Origin of the sequence: Arthrobacter sp. Bi83, assembly GCF_918698095.1 — a bacterium.
Classification (GTDB): Bacteria; Actinomycetota; Actinomycetes; order Actinomycetales; family Micrococcaceae; genus Arthrobacter.
In genome coordinates this window covers 1-14504 of record NZ_CAKKLY010000078.1, presented here as the reverse complement: position 1 = coordinate 14504, position 14504 = coordinate 1, and the positions used below count along the sequence as shown (strand labels likewise).

Sequence of the window (14504 nt, the reverse complement as noted above, 5' to 3'; positions counted from 1 at the left end):
CACCGATGACGTCGTGCACCTGGGCGCCCAGTACATCCACTGCGGGGAACCCATGTCCCCCACCGATCCGGACCTGAGAAATTCCCACACACCACTCTCCACCCAGCCGCGGCCAGCAGACTTCCTCGGGGCCTACCTCCGGACCCGGGTACTGCGGTGCCGGTGCGGCTTCCAAATGGAAATACCGCACTAGCCCCAGCCACTGGGACCCCAGCGCCGCCGCCTGCGCAAACCGTTCTTCCGGTCTCTGCGAGACAACATACAGGAGCGAGTGGGGCCCAAAGCCTTGTGTATTAGTAAGTATGCTGACTAACCTTGGGTATCGGGAATTGCACGGCATTGTTCACATCGAAAGGACACGACGTCATGGGAATTCTAGGATTTCTTCTGCTGGGCCTCATCGCAGGAGCAATAGCCAAAGCCATCCTGCCCGGCAGACAGGGCGGCGGATGGATACTCACCCTCATTCTGGGAGTTGTCGGGGCAATACTCGGCGGATGGATCGGTTCCCTGATCTTCGGCGGCGGTCTGGCCGACTTCTTCGACCTCAGGACCTGGCTGCTGTCAATACTCGGAGCCGTCATCGTGCTGCTCATCTACGGAGCCGTTGCCGGCCGGAGAAGCCGCGTCTGAAGCACGACCGGCCAACGTGGCCGGTTCGGACCGGAAAAACGTCCAGCCCCTTCCGCGGACTGTAAGGAAGCTGATGGATTCCATGGTCCACCGGCCTCAGACTGGGTGCATGGACGACACGGAAAAGCACGACACGATCGCAAAAGTCACTGACCGGCTTGCCGCACGCTATCCGGACGCGCCCCGGCCCCTGGTCACCCAGCTCGTCACGGAAGAATACGAAACACTGGATGCCGGCAGGATCCGGACCTACATCCCGACCCTGGTCGAGCGCGGTGCCAGAAACAAACTCGACCGCGAGTTCTCCGCTCAGGCCACGGAAATCTGAGATCTCAGCGAGACCAGGACCTGAGACCCTTCGGCACGAAACCTCCTGCATGGCCGCGCCGGGCAAAGCGCTTTGTCACAGCGACCCAGTGGGGCACAGCAAGTTCCGTCCCCCCTCCGCCCCCATCCCGGCACCGCTAAAGAAGGACACCGCAGCAATCGGGCCCGTCTGCGTGCCGGCGCGGCTCATCACCGAACGTTGCAGGGGCGGTTCGCTTGCACCAGCGCCACTGACCAGGCCAGAGATGACACTGCAGGAGTCCGGCCCGTCGATCTCCCCAAGGTTTACTGGCTATCTCTAGGGTCCTCGCAGCAGACTCTCAGTATCTGGTCGGGAGGCGCACCCCATGAACTGACCGACCAAGCCGCCGGACCCTGTCCCCATCAATCAATGTTGGGCCCGGCGGCACCATCTCGCTGTAGCTCGCGGGTGAGGCTTCTGGCGGCTGGCGCTACTTCGCAGCCGGAGCGTTCAAGGTCCGGCTACTTGACCTGCGGCAAGAGCGGCTAGTCAGTCCGCTTCTACGTGTTTTGTGAGTTTGGGTGGCAAACGAAAGCGGTGCCCGCGCCATCCCGGTGCAGCCCCTGAGGCAGACCAAGTCGCGGATCAGGCGTTAGCCTTCCGCTTCACCCAGCCCCACACGCCCGTAGCGACAAACAAGATGAGGGCGATGATGGCCAGCCAAATCAGGCCCTTCACAGCAAAGCCAACGATTGAAAGAACAAGCCAGATGACCAGAAGTGCAATTATTAGTCCCATACCGGCATCCTACGCCCCCGGCAAATGCGGCCCAGGAGCTTGCACTGATTGGCACCAGAAGCGCCGCTCTGCTCCCCGCTGGACCCCCGTGGATCTGAACATTGTTGTGGCCTGTAGGCTCAAGGGGCGCACCGGATATCTTGCCGGTCAAGCGTGTATTGGGGGAAAGAGTCGTGAAATTTGTCAAGGTGTCGGCGGCCGCTGCGGTCGGCGCTCTCCTACTGCTCGGTGCTGCGCCGGTCGGGGCCGATGAAGGCTCGGTCATTGATGTCGGTGGCGTTCCCCTAGGTGTTGCCACGGACTCCGCTGGCACGGTTTATGTATCGAACTACGGACTTTCTGGCGGCATCCAGGTACTTCGGCAAGGTGCACGGGAACCATCGCGGACTATTAGCACTGGCCGTTATCCGTCCTCGCTTGCGGCAGCTCCGGACGGAACCCTCTATGTCTTGCAGGGCGGCCCGGGCGGAATGGAGATCGGCGTCATAGCCAAGGACGCGGATGCCGTAACGAAGACCATCCCCGTTTCGCCCGGAGAGCATCGGTTGACTGTCGGGCCGGACGGTTCGCTCTATGTCGTAAACCCGTCGGAGCGCACCTTGTCCGTAATCCTCCCGCGGGGCACTTCAGTGGACCGGAACATCCCTGTTGGCTCCGGCGCCAGCCAGGTGGCCGTGGCGGAGGACGGGACGGCGTTCGTCACGAACCAGTACGCGGGCACCGTTTCTGTCATCCCGCCCGGCGCGGTACGCGCCGCCCGCACTATCGGCGTCGGCGCTACCGCTAACCCGCATGGAATAGCCACCGGGCCGGACGGCACTCTCTACGTCGTGATCATCAAGCGCGACGAAGTCGCGGTGATCGAACCAGGCGCCACAACAGTGGCCCGCAGTGTCTGGGTAGGCCACGGGCCACAGGAGGTCGCCGTCGCTCCTGACGGCACCGCATACGTCACGAACAGTGCGGACCAGACCCTGTCGATCATTCCACCTGGAGCTGCAGAAGCAACGCGTACTGTCGCGACGGGCAAGGATCCAGGACGCCTAGCGGTGACGCCGGACGGGACCGTCATCGTCGCGAACCGGGCCAGTGCCGCCCTGACGGTCCTGGCGCCGGCCGCCACCGGGTCTGACGCGGCGTCACCAACCGCCGTTCCTTCATCACCAGCCTCCGCTCAGGCCGCCGGCGCTCCCGAGGGCCAGGGTCCTCCATGGCTGGCTGCTGCGTTCGGCGCTGCCGGGTTGGTCCTGGCCGGTACCCTGGCTACTTTTTGGCGCCGCCACCGGTCCTGACACTTTCGGGACCCGTTTTGGCGGGATCCGCGACGCTTCCCCACCCCATAAATGTCATCCTGCGGACACTGTGCAGAAACCTTCGCAGCGCAGACTGGGCGGGTAGGGAGAGCCTTGGAGAGGATGCAGTCATGACAACCAACGGCGAACGCGTTGCCTGCGTATGCGAACAGTTGACTCCCCGCGTGGCAATTGACGACGTGAATCCCGGCGACACAATCGAAGCGGGACGAGACGGACACGTGCGTCATCGGGGAACCGTAACGGACGTCGCACCGCACCTCGGGCTCCTGTGGATCATGGACTTCCTGACGGGCGGGCGCCGGCTAGTGGACACCGCCGAACTGACCATCAGCCACGCACCGTCAACGACTCTTGCAGAGAGCACGGACACGGAGGCGCCCGCGGCCTGAGGTCATGAGGCGGCCTGACGGCATGGGTGTCGATGCAACTTTCCGCTATTACGCCCCGTATTGGCGGCTACCTGTTCCCGCTCGGCAGGCGCGGACGATGAGCGTAAACCTCGCTCGAAGGGATGTTCAACATGTCGGACATTCAAAAGCCAGATGCAGCAGATCGGCCGCAGGAAGACCGGACGGCATCCTCCGAAAAGGGCCCGCGCCAACATGGGATCCCCAATAGCGCGACGACGCCGGAAATTGAGTCAACAACATCCTTCCTCATGGAGCAGCTCGCCGCGCTGCTGGCCCATGACCCGGGTGTGCGTTCAGGAACGCAGGAAGCTGCCCGCAAAATGAGGGCGGCTGCCCGTTGCTCCCGGTCCATCCTGGAAATCCACCGCAAATGCTTCCGCAAGTCTGCCGTCAAGCGTCTCCGGGCCGAGCTAAAGTGGCTAGCCAAGTCCGTGGGTCCGCTGCGGCACGCCACTGTCGGCGACGAGCAGGCCCGCGTGCCTGCCCAACAACTGCCCATGCTGAACATGCTCGGCTTAGGTTTTGCATCGGTCGAAAACGAACCGGGAAACGCATACGAGAACGCCTACAAGAGTGCACTCGCTGCCCTCGAATCCGACCGCTACTTCCACTTGATTTCGGAACTTCAGTCGTTCTGCGCCGATCCGCCTGCAAAAGTGAATCCAGCCGCGCACCACCGCGTGAACGACTGATCCATCCTTCGCCAAGGTACAGACTTGTAAAAGCTACAGCAGGCCAAACTCAGAACGCGGCCGGGCACCTCAGGCCCGGTAGAAGCCAGGCCGCCGCACCCCGCCGTCGGCCTTCCGGAACACCGTTAATCCGTCATCGTGACAAAACATTGTCCGGCCCATTCCGTCGTTCTGGATGATCCAGAAGACGCTGCCGTCCAGGGCGGTCATGTCGATGCGGCCCGAGGCTACTCTTTCGGCACCGCGGTGGATGGCCACCTCGTCTCCCCGGGAAAGCCTGTTCCAGTTTGGGACGGGCTCCAGCGCAAGGGGCGCGGTGTGGATCGGGGCCGCGGCGCGGCTGGATTTGTGCGAGTACAACAGAGTGGACATGGGTTTCCTCAGATAAGAGACACGGGTACAGCTGAGGCGGGCCGAAACCCCGCTTGGGTGACGGCCCGCCTCGTGGTGAAGCTAGAACTGCGCCCCGTCCGCCTTAACGGCGAGGACCGGACGGTCCGCCTGCATGAGGATCCGCTGGGCGTGGCTGCCCAGGATGAACTTGCCAACCTGGGTCCTGTGCCGCAGCCCGATGACAATCAGCGACGCATTGGCCTCCCGCGCCACATCGAGGAACTCGTCCGCGAGGTCGTGCTGATACGGCGGCTGGATGACGGAGGCGCTGACGCCGGCATCCGTTGCGCGGCGGGCTGCGCGTTCCAGGACGTCCGACGGCGCCACGGACTTATCGACCAAGGCCCCCTCGCGTGCGGAGTTCACAATGACCAGATCCTGCTTCCGGAGCTGCGCTTCCGCGATACCTGCGGTCAGTGCCGCCTCACCGGCGGGCGTGGGAACGAATCCGACGATGATGCTCATACCTTCTCCTTGAGTTGTACTGGGGCGGTCTCTTCGAGAGAAGAACCCTTCCGTTTGGCCAGCATGCTCCGAATTCCCGGAAGCACGGCTACCAGGACAAACACGATGAGCAGCGTTGCCGAGATCGGTCGGCTGAAGAAGCCCAGGGGATCGCCGTTGAACACCAGCAGCGAACGGCGCAGGGAGCTTTCCAGCAGCGATCCGAGGACGAAGGCCAGCACCAGAGGGCCCGGCTCAAAGCCGAACTTCTTCATGACGTAGCCGACGATGCCGAAGACCACCACGAGGGTGACGTCGAACATGCTGTTGTTGATCGTGTAGGCACCCAGCAGGGTGATCAGCGCAGTGACAGGGGCAAGGATGGCGGCCCGGACGCGGAGGATCTTCACGAAGATGCCTACGAGGGGAAGGCTCATGATCAGCAACAGGATGTTGCCGATATACATTGAGTTCACCACGCCCCAGAAGAGGTCCGGGTTTTCATCCACGAGCTGGGGACCGGGGGTGACTCCCTGGATAAGGAGTGCGCCGAACATCAGCGCCATGGTGGCGTTGGCGGGAATTCCGAGCGTGAGCAGCGGAATAAAGGAGGAGGTGGCGGCCGCGTTGTTTGCGGTCTCGGGTCCGGCAACGCCTTCGGGCGCGCCTTTTCCGAAGCGCTCCGGCTGCTTGGCCCTCTTCTTTTCCATGGCGTAGGAGGCCATGGACGCTATCGTTGCTCCGCCGCCGGGGAGGATGCCCAGGAAGAAGCCCAGCACAGAGCCGCGTCCGATCGCTCCTGAGGCCTGCTTCAGGTCGCCGCGTGACGGCCAGACGTTGGAGACCGTGGAGGGTGCCTTGGCGGCCCGATGGCGCTCCTCAAGGTTGTAGAGGATTTCGCCGAGGCCAAAGATGCCCATGGCAATCGGCACGAAGTCGATGCCGTCGGCCAGTTCCAGGCTGCCGAAGGTAAAGCGGCTTTCGCCGGTGAAGACGTCACGGCCGACGGTGGCCAGCAGCAATCCGATGGCCGCAGCGATGAGTGCCTTGGTTTTGGATCCGCTGCTGATTGTGGCGACGAGCAGGATGCCGAGCAGGGCCAGGGCAGAGTATTCGGCCGGGCCGAAGTCCAGGGCGAAGCTGGCGACGAGGGGCGCGAGGAAGGTCAGGCCGATGATGGAGGCGGTGCCGCCGATGAACGAGCCGATGGCGGCCAGGCCCAGTGCGGTGCCTGCCTTGCCCTGTTTGGCCATCTGGTAGCCGTCAAAGACTGTGACTACCGAGGAAGCCTCGCCCGGGAGCTTCAGGAGCACCGAGGTGATGGTGCCGCCGTACTGGGCGCCGTAGAAGATGCCGGCCAGCATGATGATGGCGGTCACGGGCTCCACGTTGTAGGTCAGCGGAAGGAGGATGGCGATGGTGGCGGCGGGACCCAGGCCCGGCAGCACACCGATCAGCATGCCGATGACCACGCCGATCAGGCAGTACAGGAGATTCATCGGCTCCAGGACAACCGCAAATCCGTTGATCACGGGATTTAGAAAATCCACGGGGGTCTCCTAGAAGAGGTGGGGAATGGAGGCGTTGAGCGCCAGGACAAAGATGCCGTAGAACGACGCAACCACGATGGCGCTGACAAGGAGGGTGGACCGCCACGTTTCGCCGCCCAGGAACCGCATCCAGACAATGCACAGCGCCAGCGCCGGCAGTTCGAATCCGATGGCCGGCATCAGTGCCACCATGAGGGCCAGGGTTACCAGGCCCGTCAGCGGGGCCATCGACATGCGGGTGAACTTTTCGGCGTCGCGGTTGTGCCGGCCGATGATCAGCTGGAACAGTCCCAGGGCCACCATCACGCAACTGATGATGAACGGCCACAGGCCAGGCTGCGGCGCTGCCGGGGTACCCAGGCCCATCGCGACGGACAGGACGAGGGATCCGATGCCGAGGCCAAGAACCACAAGGGAGGAGGCCATGTTGGCCAGCGCCCCGGCAGCCGGCGGCTTTTCCTCTTCCCACTGCGCGGCGAGCTGTTCGGGCGTAAGTTCGTCGAGGTCGCCGTCGGGAAGCGGGCCGGAGGCGTCCCCGCCGGAAGGCGCAACCGCATGGCTGCCCCCTCCGGCGGGCACTGGTGGTGTTACGTTCACAGGGATCACTTCGTTCCGCTGAGGCTGATGCTGTACTTCTCGATCAGTCCCTTGTACTTCGCGGCGTATTCCTTCCACTGCGTGACAACTTCCTCGCCGGAGATTTCCTTAGGCGTCAGCATGTTCTTTTCGTTGAATTGCTTGTAGGCGTCCGACTTGAAGGTCTCCTGGAAGGCCGCGAGCAGCTTATCCTTCACTTCCTTGGGGGTTCCCTTGGGAGCAGCGACGGCCCGGTACTGCGCTACCGGGACGTCATAGCCGGATTCCTTGGCAGTGGGCGTGTCCGGCAGGAAGGTATTGCGGTCCTCGGAGAAGACCAGCAGAGGGGCCACCTTGCCGGCCTTGATCTGCGGCATCGCTTCGCCGAGCTGGATGGTTGCCAGTTCCACCTGGTTGCCCAGTACCGCAGTCAATGCCGGCTTGCCGCTGTCGAAGGGGACGTCGGTGCCCTTCACGTTCGCCTGCTTGAAGAGCACTGTCTGCGCCAACTGGCTGCCGGTGCCGACGCCCGTGGTGCCGAAAGTGATGTTTCGCCCCGCCGCGGTCACGTCCTTGATCGACTTGAACCCGGACTTCTCGCTGGCCACCAGAACGTAGTCGTCCTGGGAAAGGCCCGCGATGATATCAAGGTCATCGATGTTCACTGCCTCGTCGGCAGATACCGCCAGCGGCGTAATGGTGATCAGCGAAGCGTTGATAAGGAGCAGATTCTGCCCGTCGGCAGGCTTTCCCGCCACCTCCTTGGTGGCCAGGGCGCCGTTGGCACCGGGCTTGTTCACCACGGGCATTGGAGTGCCGAGCGTCTTGGATGCGCCTTCGGAGATGGCGCGCGCGATGAGGTCGGTGCTGCCTCCGGGCGCCTGACCCACGGTCAGGTTTACGGGACCGCTGGGGTACTTGGATGAGTCGGCGCTGCCGCCGGCAACGTTGCCACAGGCGGTCAGGGCCAAAAGCGCGACGGCGGATGCCGTTCCGATGATGGTGCGGCGTGATGGGAAGTGCGTCATTGAAACTCCTCGTTGGCACTGCAGGGCCTGAGCCCTTGAAGTGGTTGTGAACCGGGTCACTGCCGGTTCGCTTTTTCGAGTGTAGGGAGCCGCTATGATGCATGTCTAAGCCCAAATGTGCATCGGGTGATACCAGGAAGGCATCATGTTCACTTTCGACCAGCTGGCCGGTTTCGTCGCCGTCGCGGAAGAACTTCATTTCGGACGCGCAGCGGAACGGCTCAACATGACACAGCCGCCCCTGAGCCGGCAGATCCAGAAACTCGAGAAGACCGTAGGCGCCGAACTGCTGGAACGCGACAACCGCAAAGTGGAGCTGACTCCAGCCGGCCGTGCTTTTCTGGACGAGGCCCGCCGTCTGATGGCGCTGGCAGAGCGGGCGCCCGTTACGGCCAGGCGGATTGCGTCCGGCCGCTCGGGCCTCCTCCGCATTGGATTTACCGCGGCCAGCGGCTTCAGCATCCTTGGCCCGCTGCTGGAGGAGATCGCCGAGATCCTGCCCGACGTCGACATAGACCTCCAGGAACTCGTCACGGGCGAGCAGATCATGGGGCTCCAGACCGGCGAACTGGACCTCGGTCTTGCCAGGCCCCCCTTCGACAACAAAATCTTCGACTCGCACCTCTTGTATCGCGAAGCCATGGTGCTGGCCGTTCCGTCGGGCCACCGGCTGGCCGGGCTCGACCGCGAAATCACCAACGAGGATCTCAAGGATGAGCCCCTCATCATGCACTCACCCACCCAGGCCCGGTACTTTTACGACCTTGTGGTTCGGATGATCCCGATTCAGCACGCAAACGTGGTCCACACCGTCAGCCAGATCCTCACGATGGTTTCCCTTGTTGCCGCGAAACGGGGCGTCGCTTTCGTCCCGCACTCAGCCACGCTGCTGGGTATCCAGTCGGTGCACTTCCTTCCTCTACAGAGCAGCGTCAACGACCCCGTTGAACTGCATGCCATCTGGAACCGGACCATCAGGAATCCCGCCCTCGCCAGGGTCCTGAAGTCGCTGGAGTTCCGGGAGCACTGAAGCGTCCCCAGCCACGGCAGTGATGCTGAAAGCGCATCAATGCATACAAAAATGAACTTAGACAGGCATCGAATGCCTCCCTAGGGTGGAAGGGAAGCACTCACACGCCGCAGCGACGCGGCGCCGACATGGAGGACCATACCGTGGCCAAATACTCACCCCAGGAACTTGCCAATACCCTCAAGGACGGGCTGCTCTCCTTCCCGGTAACGTCGTTCGACGCGCAGCTGCAGTTCGACGAGGAAAACTACCGCAAGCACCTCGCGTGGCAGGCCAGCTTTCCGGTAGCCGGCCTGTTCGCAGCGGGAGGCACTGGCGAAGGGTTCTCGCTCACGCCGGCGGAGTCCGAGCGCGTGGTGCGTGCCGCCGTCGAAGAAGTGGGCAACGTTGTCCCGGTCCTGGCGTCCGCGGGCGGGTCCACCGCCCAGGCCATCGAAAACGCCAAGGCTGCCGAAGCCGCCGGAGCCGAGGGCATCCTGCTCCTGCCGCCGTACCTCACGGAGGCTGATCAGGGCGGCCTGATCGACCACGTGAGCGCGATCTGCAACGCCACGTCCCTCGGCGTGATCATCTACAACCGCGCCAATGCCATCTACAAGGACACCACTGTCGCCGCCCTGGCGGACCGGCACGAGAACCTCATCGGCTTCAAAGACGGCGTGGGTGACCTTGAGCACGACGCCCGCGTCTACGCGAAACTCGGCGACCGCCTGTTCTACCTCGGCGGTCTCCCCACCGCAGAGACCTTCGCCCTCCCGCTGCTGCAGCTTGGCATGAGCACCTACTCCAGCGCCATGTATAACTTCGTCCCGCAGTTCGCCCTGGACTTCTACCAGGACGTGCGCAACCAGGACCGGGTCGCCGTCAACAAGAAGCTCAACGAGTTCGTGATCCCGTACCTGGACATCCGTGACAGGGTCAAGGGATACTCCGTCTCGATCGTCAAGGGCGGCCTCGACGCAATCGGCCGCTCAGCCGGCGGTGTCCGTCCGCCGCTGCAGAACCTGGCGCCGCAGGATTTCGCAGACCTCAAAGAACTCATCGCCACCGTCTCCTGATCCACCGTCTCCTAGGAGGAAATACCATGACGCTCACCGGACACTCCCTGATCGCAGGGCAGGCCGTCGCAGGCGAAGGCAAGACCACCTTCGGCCTGAACCCCGCCACGAACGAACAGCTCGAACCCGCTTACACGCTGATCACCGAAGACCAGCTCCAGGCCGCCACATCCGCGGCTGCCGAAGCCTACGCCTCCTTCAGCACGCTGGACCCCGAGACCCATGCCGGTTTCCTGGAAGCCATCGCGGATAACATCGAGGCCATCGGCGACGACCTGATCATCCGCGCGGGCCAGGAGACCGGCCTACCCGCAGCCCGGTTGCAGGGCGAGCGGGCCCGCACCACGGGCCAACTCCGTCTGTTCGCGAGCGTGGTCCGCCAAGGCGATTTCCGCGGCGTCCGGATCGATCCGGCCCTTCCGGATCGCGCTCCGCTGCCGCGCGCTGACATCCGCCAGCGCCAGATCCCCTTGGGACCCGTCGCGGTTTTCGGTGCCAGCAACTTCCCGCTGGCATTCTCGACGGCGGGAGGAGACACCGCTTCGGCCCTCGCCGCCGGCTGCCCGGTGGTCTTCAAAGCCCACAATGCGCACCCTGGCACCAGCGAACTCGTTGGCCAGGCCATCGCGAAGGCCGTCTCGGACGCCGGGCTGCACCCCGGGGTCTTCTCCCTCATCTACGGCCCCGGCAGCAGCATTGGCCAGGCCCTGGTCGCGGACCCCGCCATCAAGGCAGTCGGCTTCACCGGCTCACAGTCCGCCGGCATCGCCCTGATGCGCACCGCCGCCGCGCGGTCCGAACCCATCCCCGTCTACGCGGAAATGTCCTCGCTCAACCCCGTTTTCGTCTTCTCCGGCGCCCTCAAGGGTGACGTGGACGCGCTGGCGCAGCAGTACGTCGCAGCCGTCACCGGAAGCTCCGGACAGCTGTGCACATCTCCCGGCCTGCTGTTCGCCCCCGTTGGGGAGGATGGCGACAAACTCGCTGCCGCCGTCGGCCGTGCCGTTTCGGCGTGCGCCGGCCAGACCATGCTGACCGAAGGGATTGCAGCGTCTTGGAACTCAGGGGCCGGGGCGCTCGGCGCCGCCGAGAACGTGGACATCATCGGTGAGGGCACCGTTGGCCCCACCGAAAACGCGCCGGCGCCCACGATCTTTGGCACCGACATCGCCGACTTCGTGGCCAACCCCGTGCTACACGCTGAAATCTTCGGCGCGGCCAGCCTGGTGATCCGCTACTCCTCCGCCGAGGAACTGATTGAAGCGACCAACCGGCTTGAAGGGCAGCTCACCGCGTCGCTGCAGCTCACCGAACAGGACTACCCGACGGCGGCGCGCCTGATTCCGGCGCTGGAACAGAAGGTGGGGCGCATCATCGTCAACGGCTGGCCCACCGGCGTCGAAGTCGGCCACGCCATGGTCCACGGCGGGCCGTTCCCGGCCACGTCCGATACCCGCACCACTTCGGTCGGAACCCTGGCGATCAACCGTTTCCTGCGCCCGGTCGCGTACCAGAGCCTGCCGCAGGAACTGCTGCCCGCGCCGCTGCTGGACGCCAACCCTTGGCAGCTGAACCGCCGGGTCGACGGGATCGTTGCCGAGGCAGCTAACGAGAAGGACGAGGTCAACGCATGACCGCCCAGCCAACCGTTGCCCGAGTGGAAGTCGTACCCGTCGCGGGGCACGACAGCATGCTGATGAACCTCAGCGGCGCCCACGGGCCGTTCTTCACCCGCAACGTGGTCATCGTGACCGACTCTGACGGCCGCACCGGTCTCGGCGAGGTTCCCGGCGGTGAGAAGATCCGCACCACCATCGAGGAGGCCGGAGCCTTCATCACTGGCAAATCCGTGGCCCGCTACCGGTCGCTGCTGCGCGAGATCGCGGCGGAATTCGCCGACCGCGACGCCGGCGGCCGCGGCTTGCAGACCTTCGACCTCCGCACCACCGTCCACGCGGTCACCGCCGTCGAATCCGCGCTGCTGGACCTTCACGGCCAGTTCTTGGGCGTGCCAGCCGCGGAACTCCTGGGCGACGGGCAGCAGCGGGCCTCGGTGCCGATGCTCGGTTACCTCTTTTTCATCGGTGACCGCCGCAGGACGAATCTGCCCTACCTGGTAGAGGATGCGCCCGCTGACCGCTGGGAAAGACTGCGCCGGCAGGAGGCTATGACCCCCGAAGCTGTGGTGGCGCTGGCCGAAGCCGCGCAGGAGCGCTACGGCTTCAGCGACTTCAAGCTCAAGGGCGGCGTGCTGTCCGGCGACGACGAGGTTGACGTGGTCACCGCCCTGGCCAAGCGCTTCCCCGAAGCCCGGGTGACCCTCGATCCCAACGGCGGCTGGCTGCTCGAGGAAGCCATCCGGCTCGGCAAGCGGATGCAGGGCGTTGTGGCCTACGCGGAAGATCCATGCGGTGCGGAAGGCCGGTTCTCCGGGCGCGAAGTCATGGCGGAATTCCGCCGTGCCACCGGGCTCAAGACCGCCACCAACATGATCGCCACGGACTGGCGCGAAATGTCCCATGCCATCCGGAGCAACGCCGTCGATATTCCTTTGGCGGACCCGCACTTCTGGACCATGCACGGGTCTGTCCGGGTGGCGCAGCTGTGCAACGAGTTCGGCCTCACGTGGGGATCCCACTCCAATAACCATTTCGACATCTCTCTGGCCATGTTCACGCACACCGGCGCGGCTGCTCCGGGCGAGATCACGGCACTGGACACGCACTGGATCTGGCAGGACGGACAGGGCCTCACCAAGAACCCTCCGCAGATCAAGGACGGGGCCATCGCCGTTCCGGACGCCCCGGGCCTCGGGATCGAACTGGACCGCGATGCCCTGGACAAGGCGCACCAGCTGTACCTGGAGCACGGCCTCGATGCCCGCGATGACAGCGTCGGCATGCAGTACTACATCGACGGGTGGTCCTTCGACCCGAAGCGGCCGTGCCTGGTGCGGTAGAGTCCGTTCGCTAGGCAAGCAACACAGGCTTCCGCACGGCCGGACCTCCTCCCGCAACAGGAGACGGCCGTGCGGAACCCATACATCTAGATAGGTACATCTAAATAGAAGGGCGCAGAGTGGGCGGCGTTGTTTCCGGAATCCTCATTGTCTCCGCCGTCATCGCCGTGGGCTATTTCGCTGCCAGGCTGCGGATCCTGGGGCCCGAGGTCCAGGGTGCCCTCACCCGCACGGCTTTCTACGTCACCAATCCGGCCCTTCTGTTCACCGTGGTGGCCGGCAGCGACATCCGGGCCGCCCTCGGAACCGACGCCCCGCTGGCGCTGCTGTCCGCAGCGATAGTGGGGCTTCTCTATAGCGTGCTGAGCTTGCTTTTCTTCCGCCGGCCCGTGGCAGAAACCGCCGTCGGCGCCATGGCCAGCAGCTATGCCAACGCCAACAACATTGGTATTCCGGTCTCGCTCTACGCAGTGGGAACGGCCCAGCACGTAGCGCCGGTGCTACTTGTCCAAATCCTTGTCATGGCGCCGTTCTACCTGACGGTGCTGGGACTCGCCTCCGGTTCGAAAATTTCGTGGAAGCGGCTGCTCGTCCAGCCATTCGCCAACCCGATGATCATCGCCTCCGGGCTGGGCGCCGTCGTGGCACTCACAGGCTGGACCGCCCCGGACCTGCTGCAGAAGCCGGTCGACATGCTGGCCGGGGGTGCCGTGCCGATGGTGCTGCTCGCCTTTGGCCTCTCCCTTGCCGGCAGGGCGCCGCTGCAAAAGGACGGCGGCCGCACCGAAACTCTCGTAGCGACCTTCCTGAAAATCGCAGGAATGCCACTGATCGTCTGGACACTGGGCCGATTTGTTTTCGGACTGGAGGGCCAGCACCTCCTGGCCAGCGTGATCATGGCCGCCCTCCCCACAGCCCAGAATGTCTTTCTGTTCGCTTCCCCATACGGCAGGGGCATGACCGTGGCACGGGACGTCATCCTGTGCACCACCGTCCTGAGTGTCGGGGCCCTGCTGGTGGTCGCGTGGGCAGTCGGATAGGTACTTGGCTGACGATCTTTAGGTGAACCCGGTCACCGCCAAGAATGTCGGACCCCTCTGACAGAGTTTTCCTATGGAAGCCATGGGGGAACACGCAGCGGATCACACCGCGGGCCAGGCGGTAACGCCGGGCCTTAGCGCGGCTGCCCTGCTGCGGGGCCGCGCGCTTCGCAGCGTTCCCGCTTCGGCGCCCCTCGTGGATAGCCGGGCGTCCGACGGCGGTGCTGCCGCCGGCGGGTCTGTCACCAGCGGTGCTGTCACCAGCGGGTCTGTCACCGGCGTGACGTT

At 64.3% G+C, this 14504-nt stretch carries 17 protein-coding genes and 1 pseudogene; 12 read left to right on the top strand and 6 right to left on the bottom strand.

From position 1 onward, the window contains the following. From LQ144_RS21835 to LQ144_RS21825, 3 genes and pseudogenes are all read left to right on the top strand, one after another. Positions 1-193: pseudogene (locus LQ144_RS21835) on the top strand (hypothetical protein); the annotation flags it as partial. A 173-nt stretch (positions 194-366) separates the two neighbouring features. Beyond that, a complete protein-coding gene (locus tag LQ144_RS21830; RefSeq protein ID WP_230121345.1) occupies positions 367-633 on the top strand; it encodes a GlsB/YeaQ/YmgE family stress response membrane protein in 267 nt (88 codons plus the stop codon). Between the two features lie 109 nt (positions 634-742). Beyond that, the gene (locus tag LQ144_RS21825; RefSeq protein WP_230121344.1) at positions 743-961 is read left to right on the top strand and encodes a three-helix bundle dimerization domain-containing protein; all 219 of its coding nucleotides are present in this window, start codon (positions 743-745) and stop codon (positions 959-961) included. A gap of 606 nt (positions 962-1567) precedes the next feature. Here LQ144_RS21825 and LQ144_RS21820 read toward each other — a convergent pair. After that, positions 1568-1720 (bottom strand): hypothetical protein, encoded by a 153-nt coding sequence (locus LQ144_RS21820; RefSeq protein ID WP_230121343.1) that lies wholly within the window; start codon positions 1718-1720, stop codon positions 1568-1570. Between the two features lie 173 nt (positions 1721-1893). Between LQ144_RS21820 and LQ144_RS21815 the strand changes: the two genes are divergently transcribed. The 3 genes from LQ144_RS21815 to LQ144_RS21805 all read left to right on the top strand — a co-directional run bounded on the left by LQ144_RS21815 (position 1894) and on the right by LQ144_RS21805 (position 4138). Then, positions 1894-3012, top strand: coding sequence for a hypothetical protein (locus LQ144_RS21815; protein WP_230121342.1), 1119 nt, complete (start codon positions 1894-1896; stop codon positions 3010-3012). A 131-nt stretch (positions 3013-3143) separates the two neighbouring features. Further along, positions 3144-3425: a hypothetical protein gene (locus LQ144_RS21810; RefSeq protein ID WP_230121341.1), complete on the top strand. Its 282-nt coding sequence runs from the start codon at positions 3144-3146 to the stop codon at positions 3423-3425. A gap of 131 nt (positions 3426-3556) precedes the next feature. Beyond that, entirely contained in the window at positions 3557-4138 is a 582-nt protein-coding gene (locus LQ144_RS21805) for a CHAD domain-containing protein (protein ID WP_230121340.1), read from the top strand. A gap of 69 nt (positions 4139-4207) precedes the next feature. Here the strand turns inward: LQ144_RS21805 and LQ144_RS21800 are convergent, their stop codons facing one another. The 5 genes from LQ144_RS21800 to LQ144_RS21780 form a co-directional block, all read right to left on the bottom strand. After that, a complete protein-coding gene (locus LQ144_RS21800) occupies positions 4208-4510 on the bottom strand; it encodes a hypothetical protein (protein ID WP_230121339.1) in 303 nt (100 codons plus the stop codon). Between the two features lie 81 nt (positions 4511-4591). Further along, entirely contained in the window at positions 4592-4996 is a 405-nt protein-coding gene (locus tag LQ144_RS21795) for a universal stress protein (protein ID WP_230121338.1), read from the bottom strand. Further along, a complete protein-coding gene (locus LQ144_RS21790; protein WP_230121337.1) occupies positions 4993-6525 on the bottom strand; it encodes a tripartite tricarboxylate transporter permease in 1533 nt (510 codons plus the stop codon). Before LQ144_RS21790 ends, LQ144_RS21795 begins: the two co-directional genes overlap by 4 nt. 9 nt (positions 6526-6534) lie before the next feature. Beyond that, entirely contained in the window at positions 6535-7122 is a 588-nt protein-coding gene (locus tag LQ144_RS21785; RefSeq protein WP_230121336.1) for a tripartite tricarboxylate transporter TctB family protein, read from the bottom strand. 5 nt (positions 7123-7127) lie between these two features. Then, on the bottom strand, positions 7128-8129 hold the full coding sequence (locus LQ144_RS21780) for a tripartite tricarboxylate transporter substrate binding protein (RefSeq protein ID WP_230121335.1): 1002 nt from the start codon (positions 8127-8129) through the stop codon (positions 7128-7130). A gap of 145 nt (positions 8130-8274) precedes the next feature. On the opposite strand from LQ144_RS21780, the gene LQ144_RS21775 reads away from it, so the two are divergent. From LQ144_RS21775 to LQ144_RS21750, 6 genes are all read left to right on the top strand, one after another. Then, entirely contained in the window at positions 8275-9159 is an 885-nt protein-coding gene (locus LQ144_RS21775) for a LysR family transcriptional regulator (protein ID WP_230121334.1), read from the top strand. A 143-nt stretch (positions 9160-9302) separates the two neighbouring features. Then, positions 9303-10217 (top strand): 5-dehydro-4-deoxyglucarate dehydratase, encoded by a 915-nt coding sequence (gene kdgD / locus LQ144_RS21770; protein WP_230121346.1) that lies wholly within the window; start codon positions 9303-9305, stop codon positions 10215-10217. Between the two features lie 26 nt (positions 10218-10243). Further along, entirely contained in the window at positions 10244-11851 is a 1608-nt protein-coding gene (locus LQ144_RS21765; RefSeq protein WP_230121333.1) for an aldehyde dehydrogenase (NADP(+)), read from the top strand. Beyond that, on the top strand, positions 11848-13176 hold the full coding sequence (locus LQ144_RS21760) for an enolase C-terminal domain-like protein (protein WP_230121332.1): 1329 nt from the start codon (positions 11848-11850) through the stop codon (positions 13174-13176). Before LQ144_RS21765 ends, LQ144_RS21760 begins: the two co-directional genes overlap by 4 nt. Positions 13177-13295: 119 nt before the next feature. Continuing rightward, positions 13296-14216 (top strand): AEC family transporter, encoded by a 921-nt coding sequence (locus LQ144_RS21755; RefSeq protein ID WP_230121331.1) that lies wholly within the window; start codon positions 13296-13298, stop codon positions 14214-14216. A gap of 73 nt (positions 14217-14289) precedes the next feature. Further along, positions 14290-14504: hypothetical protein (locus tag LQ144_RS21750; protein WP_230121330.1), on the top strand; the 215-nt coding region annotated here is incomplete at its 3' end.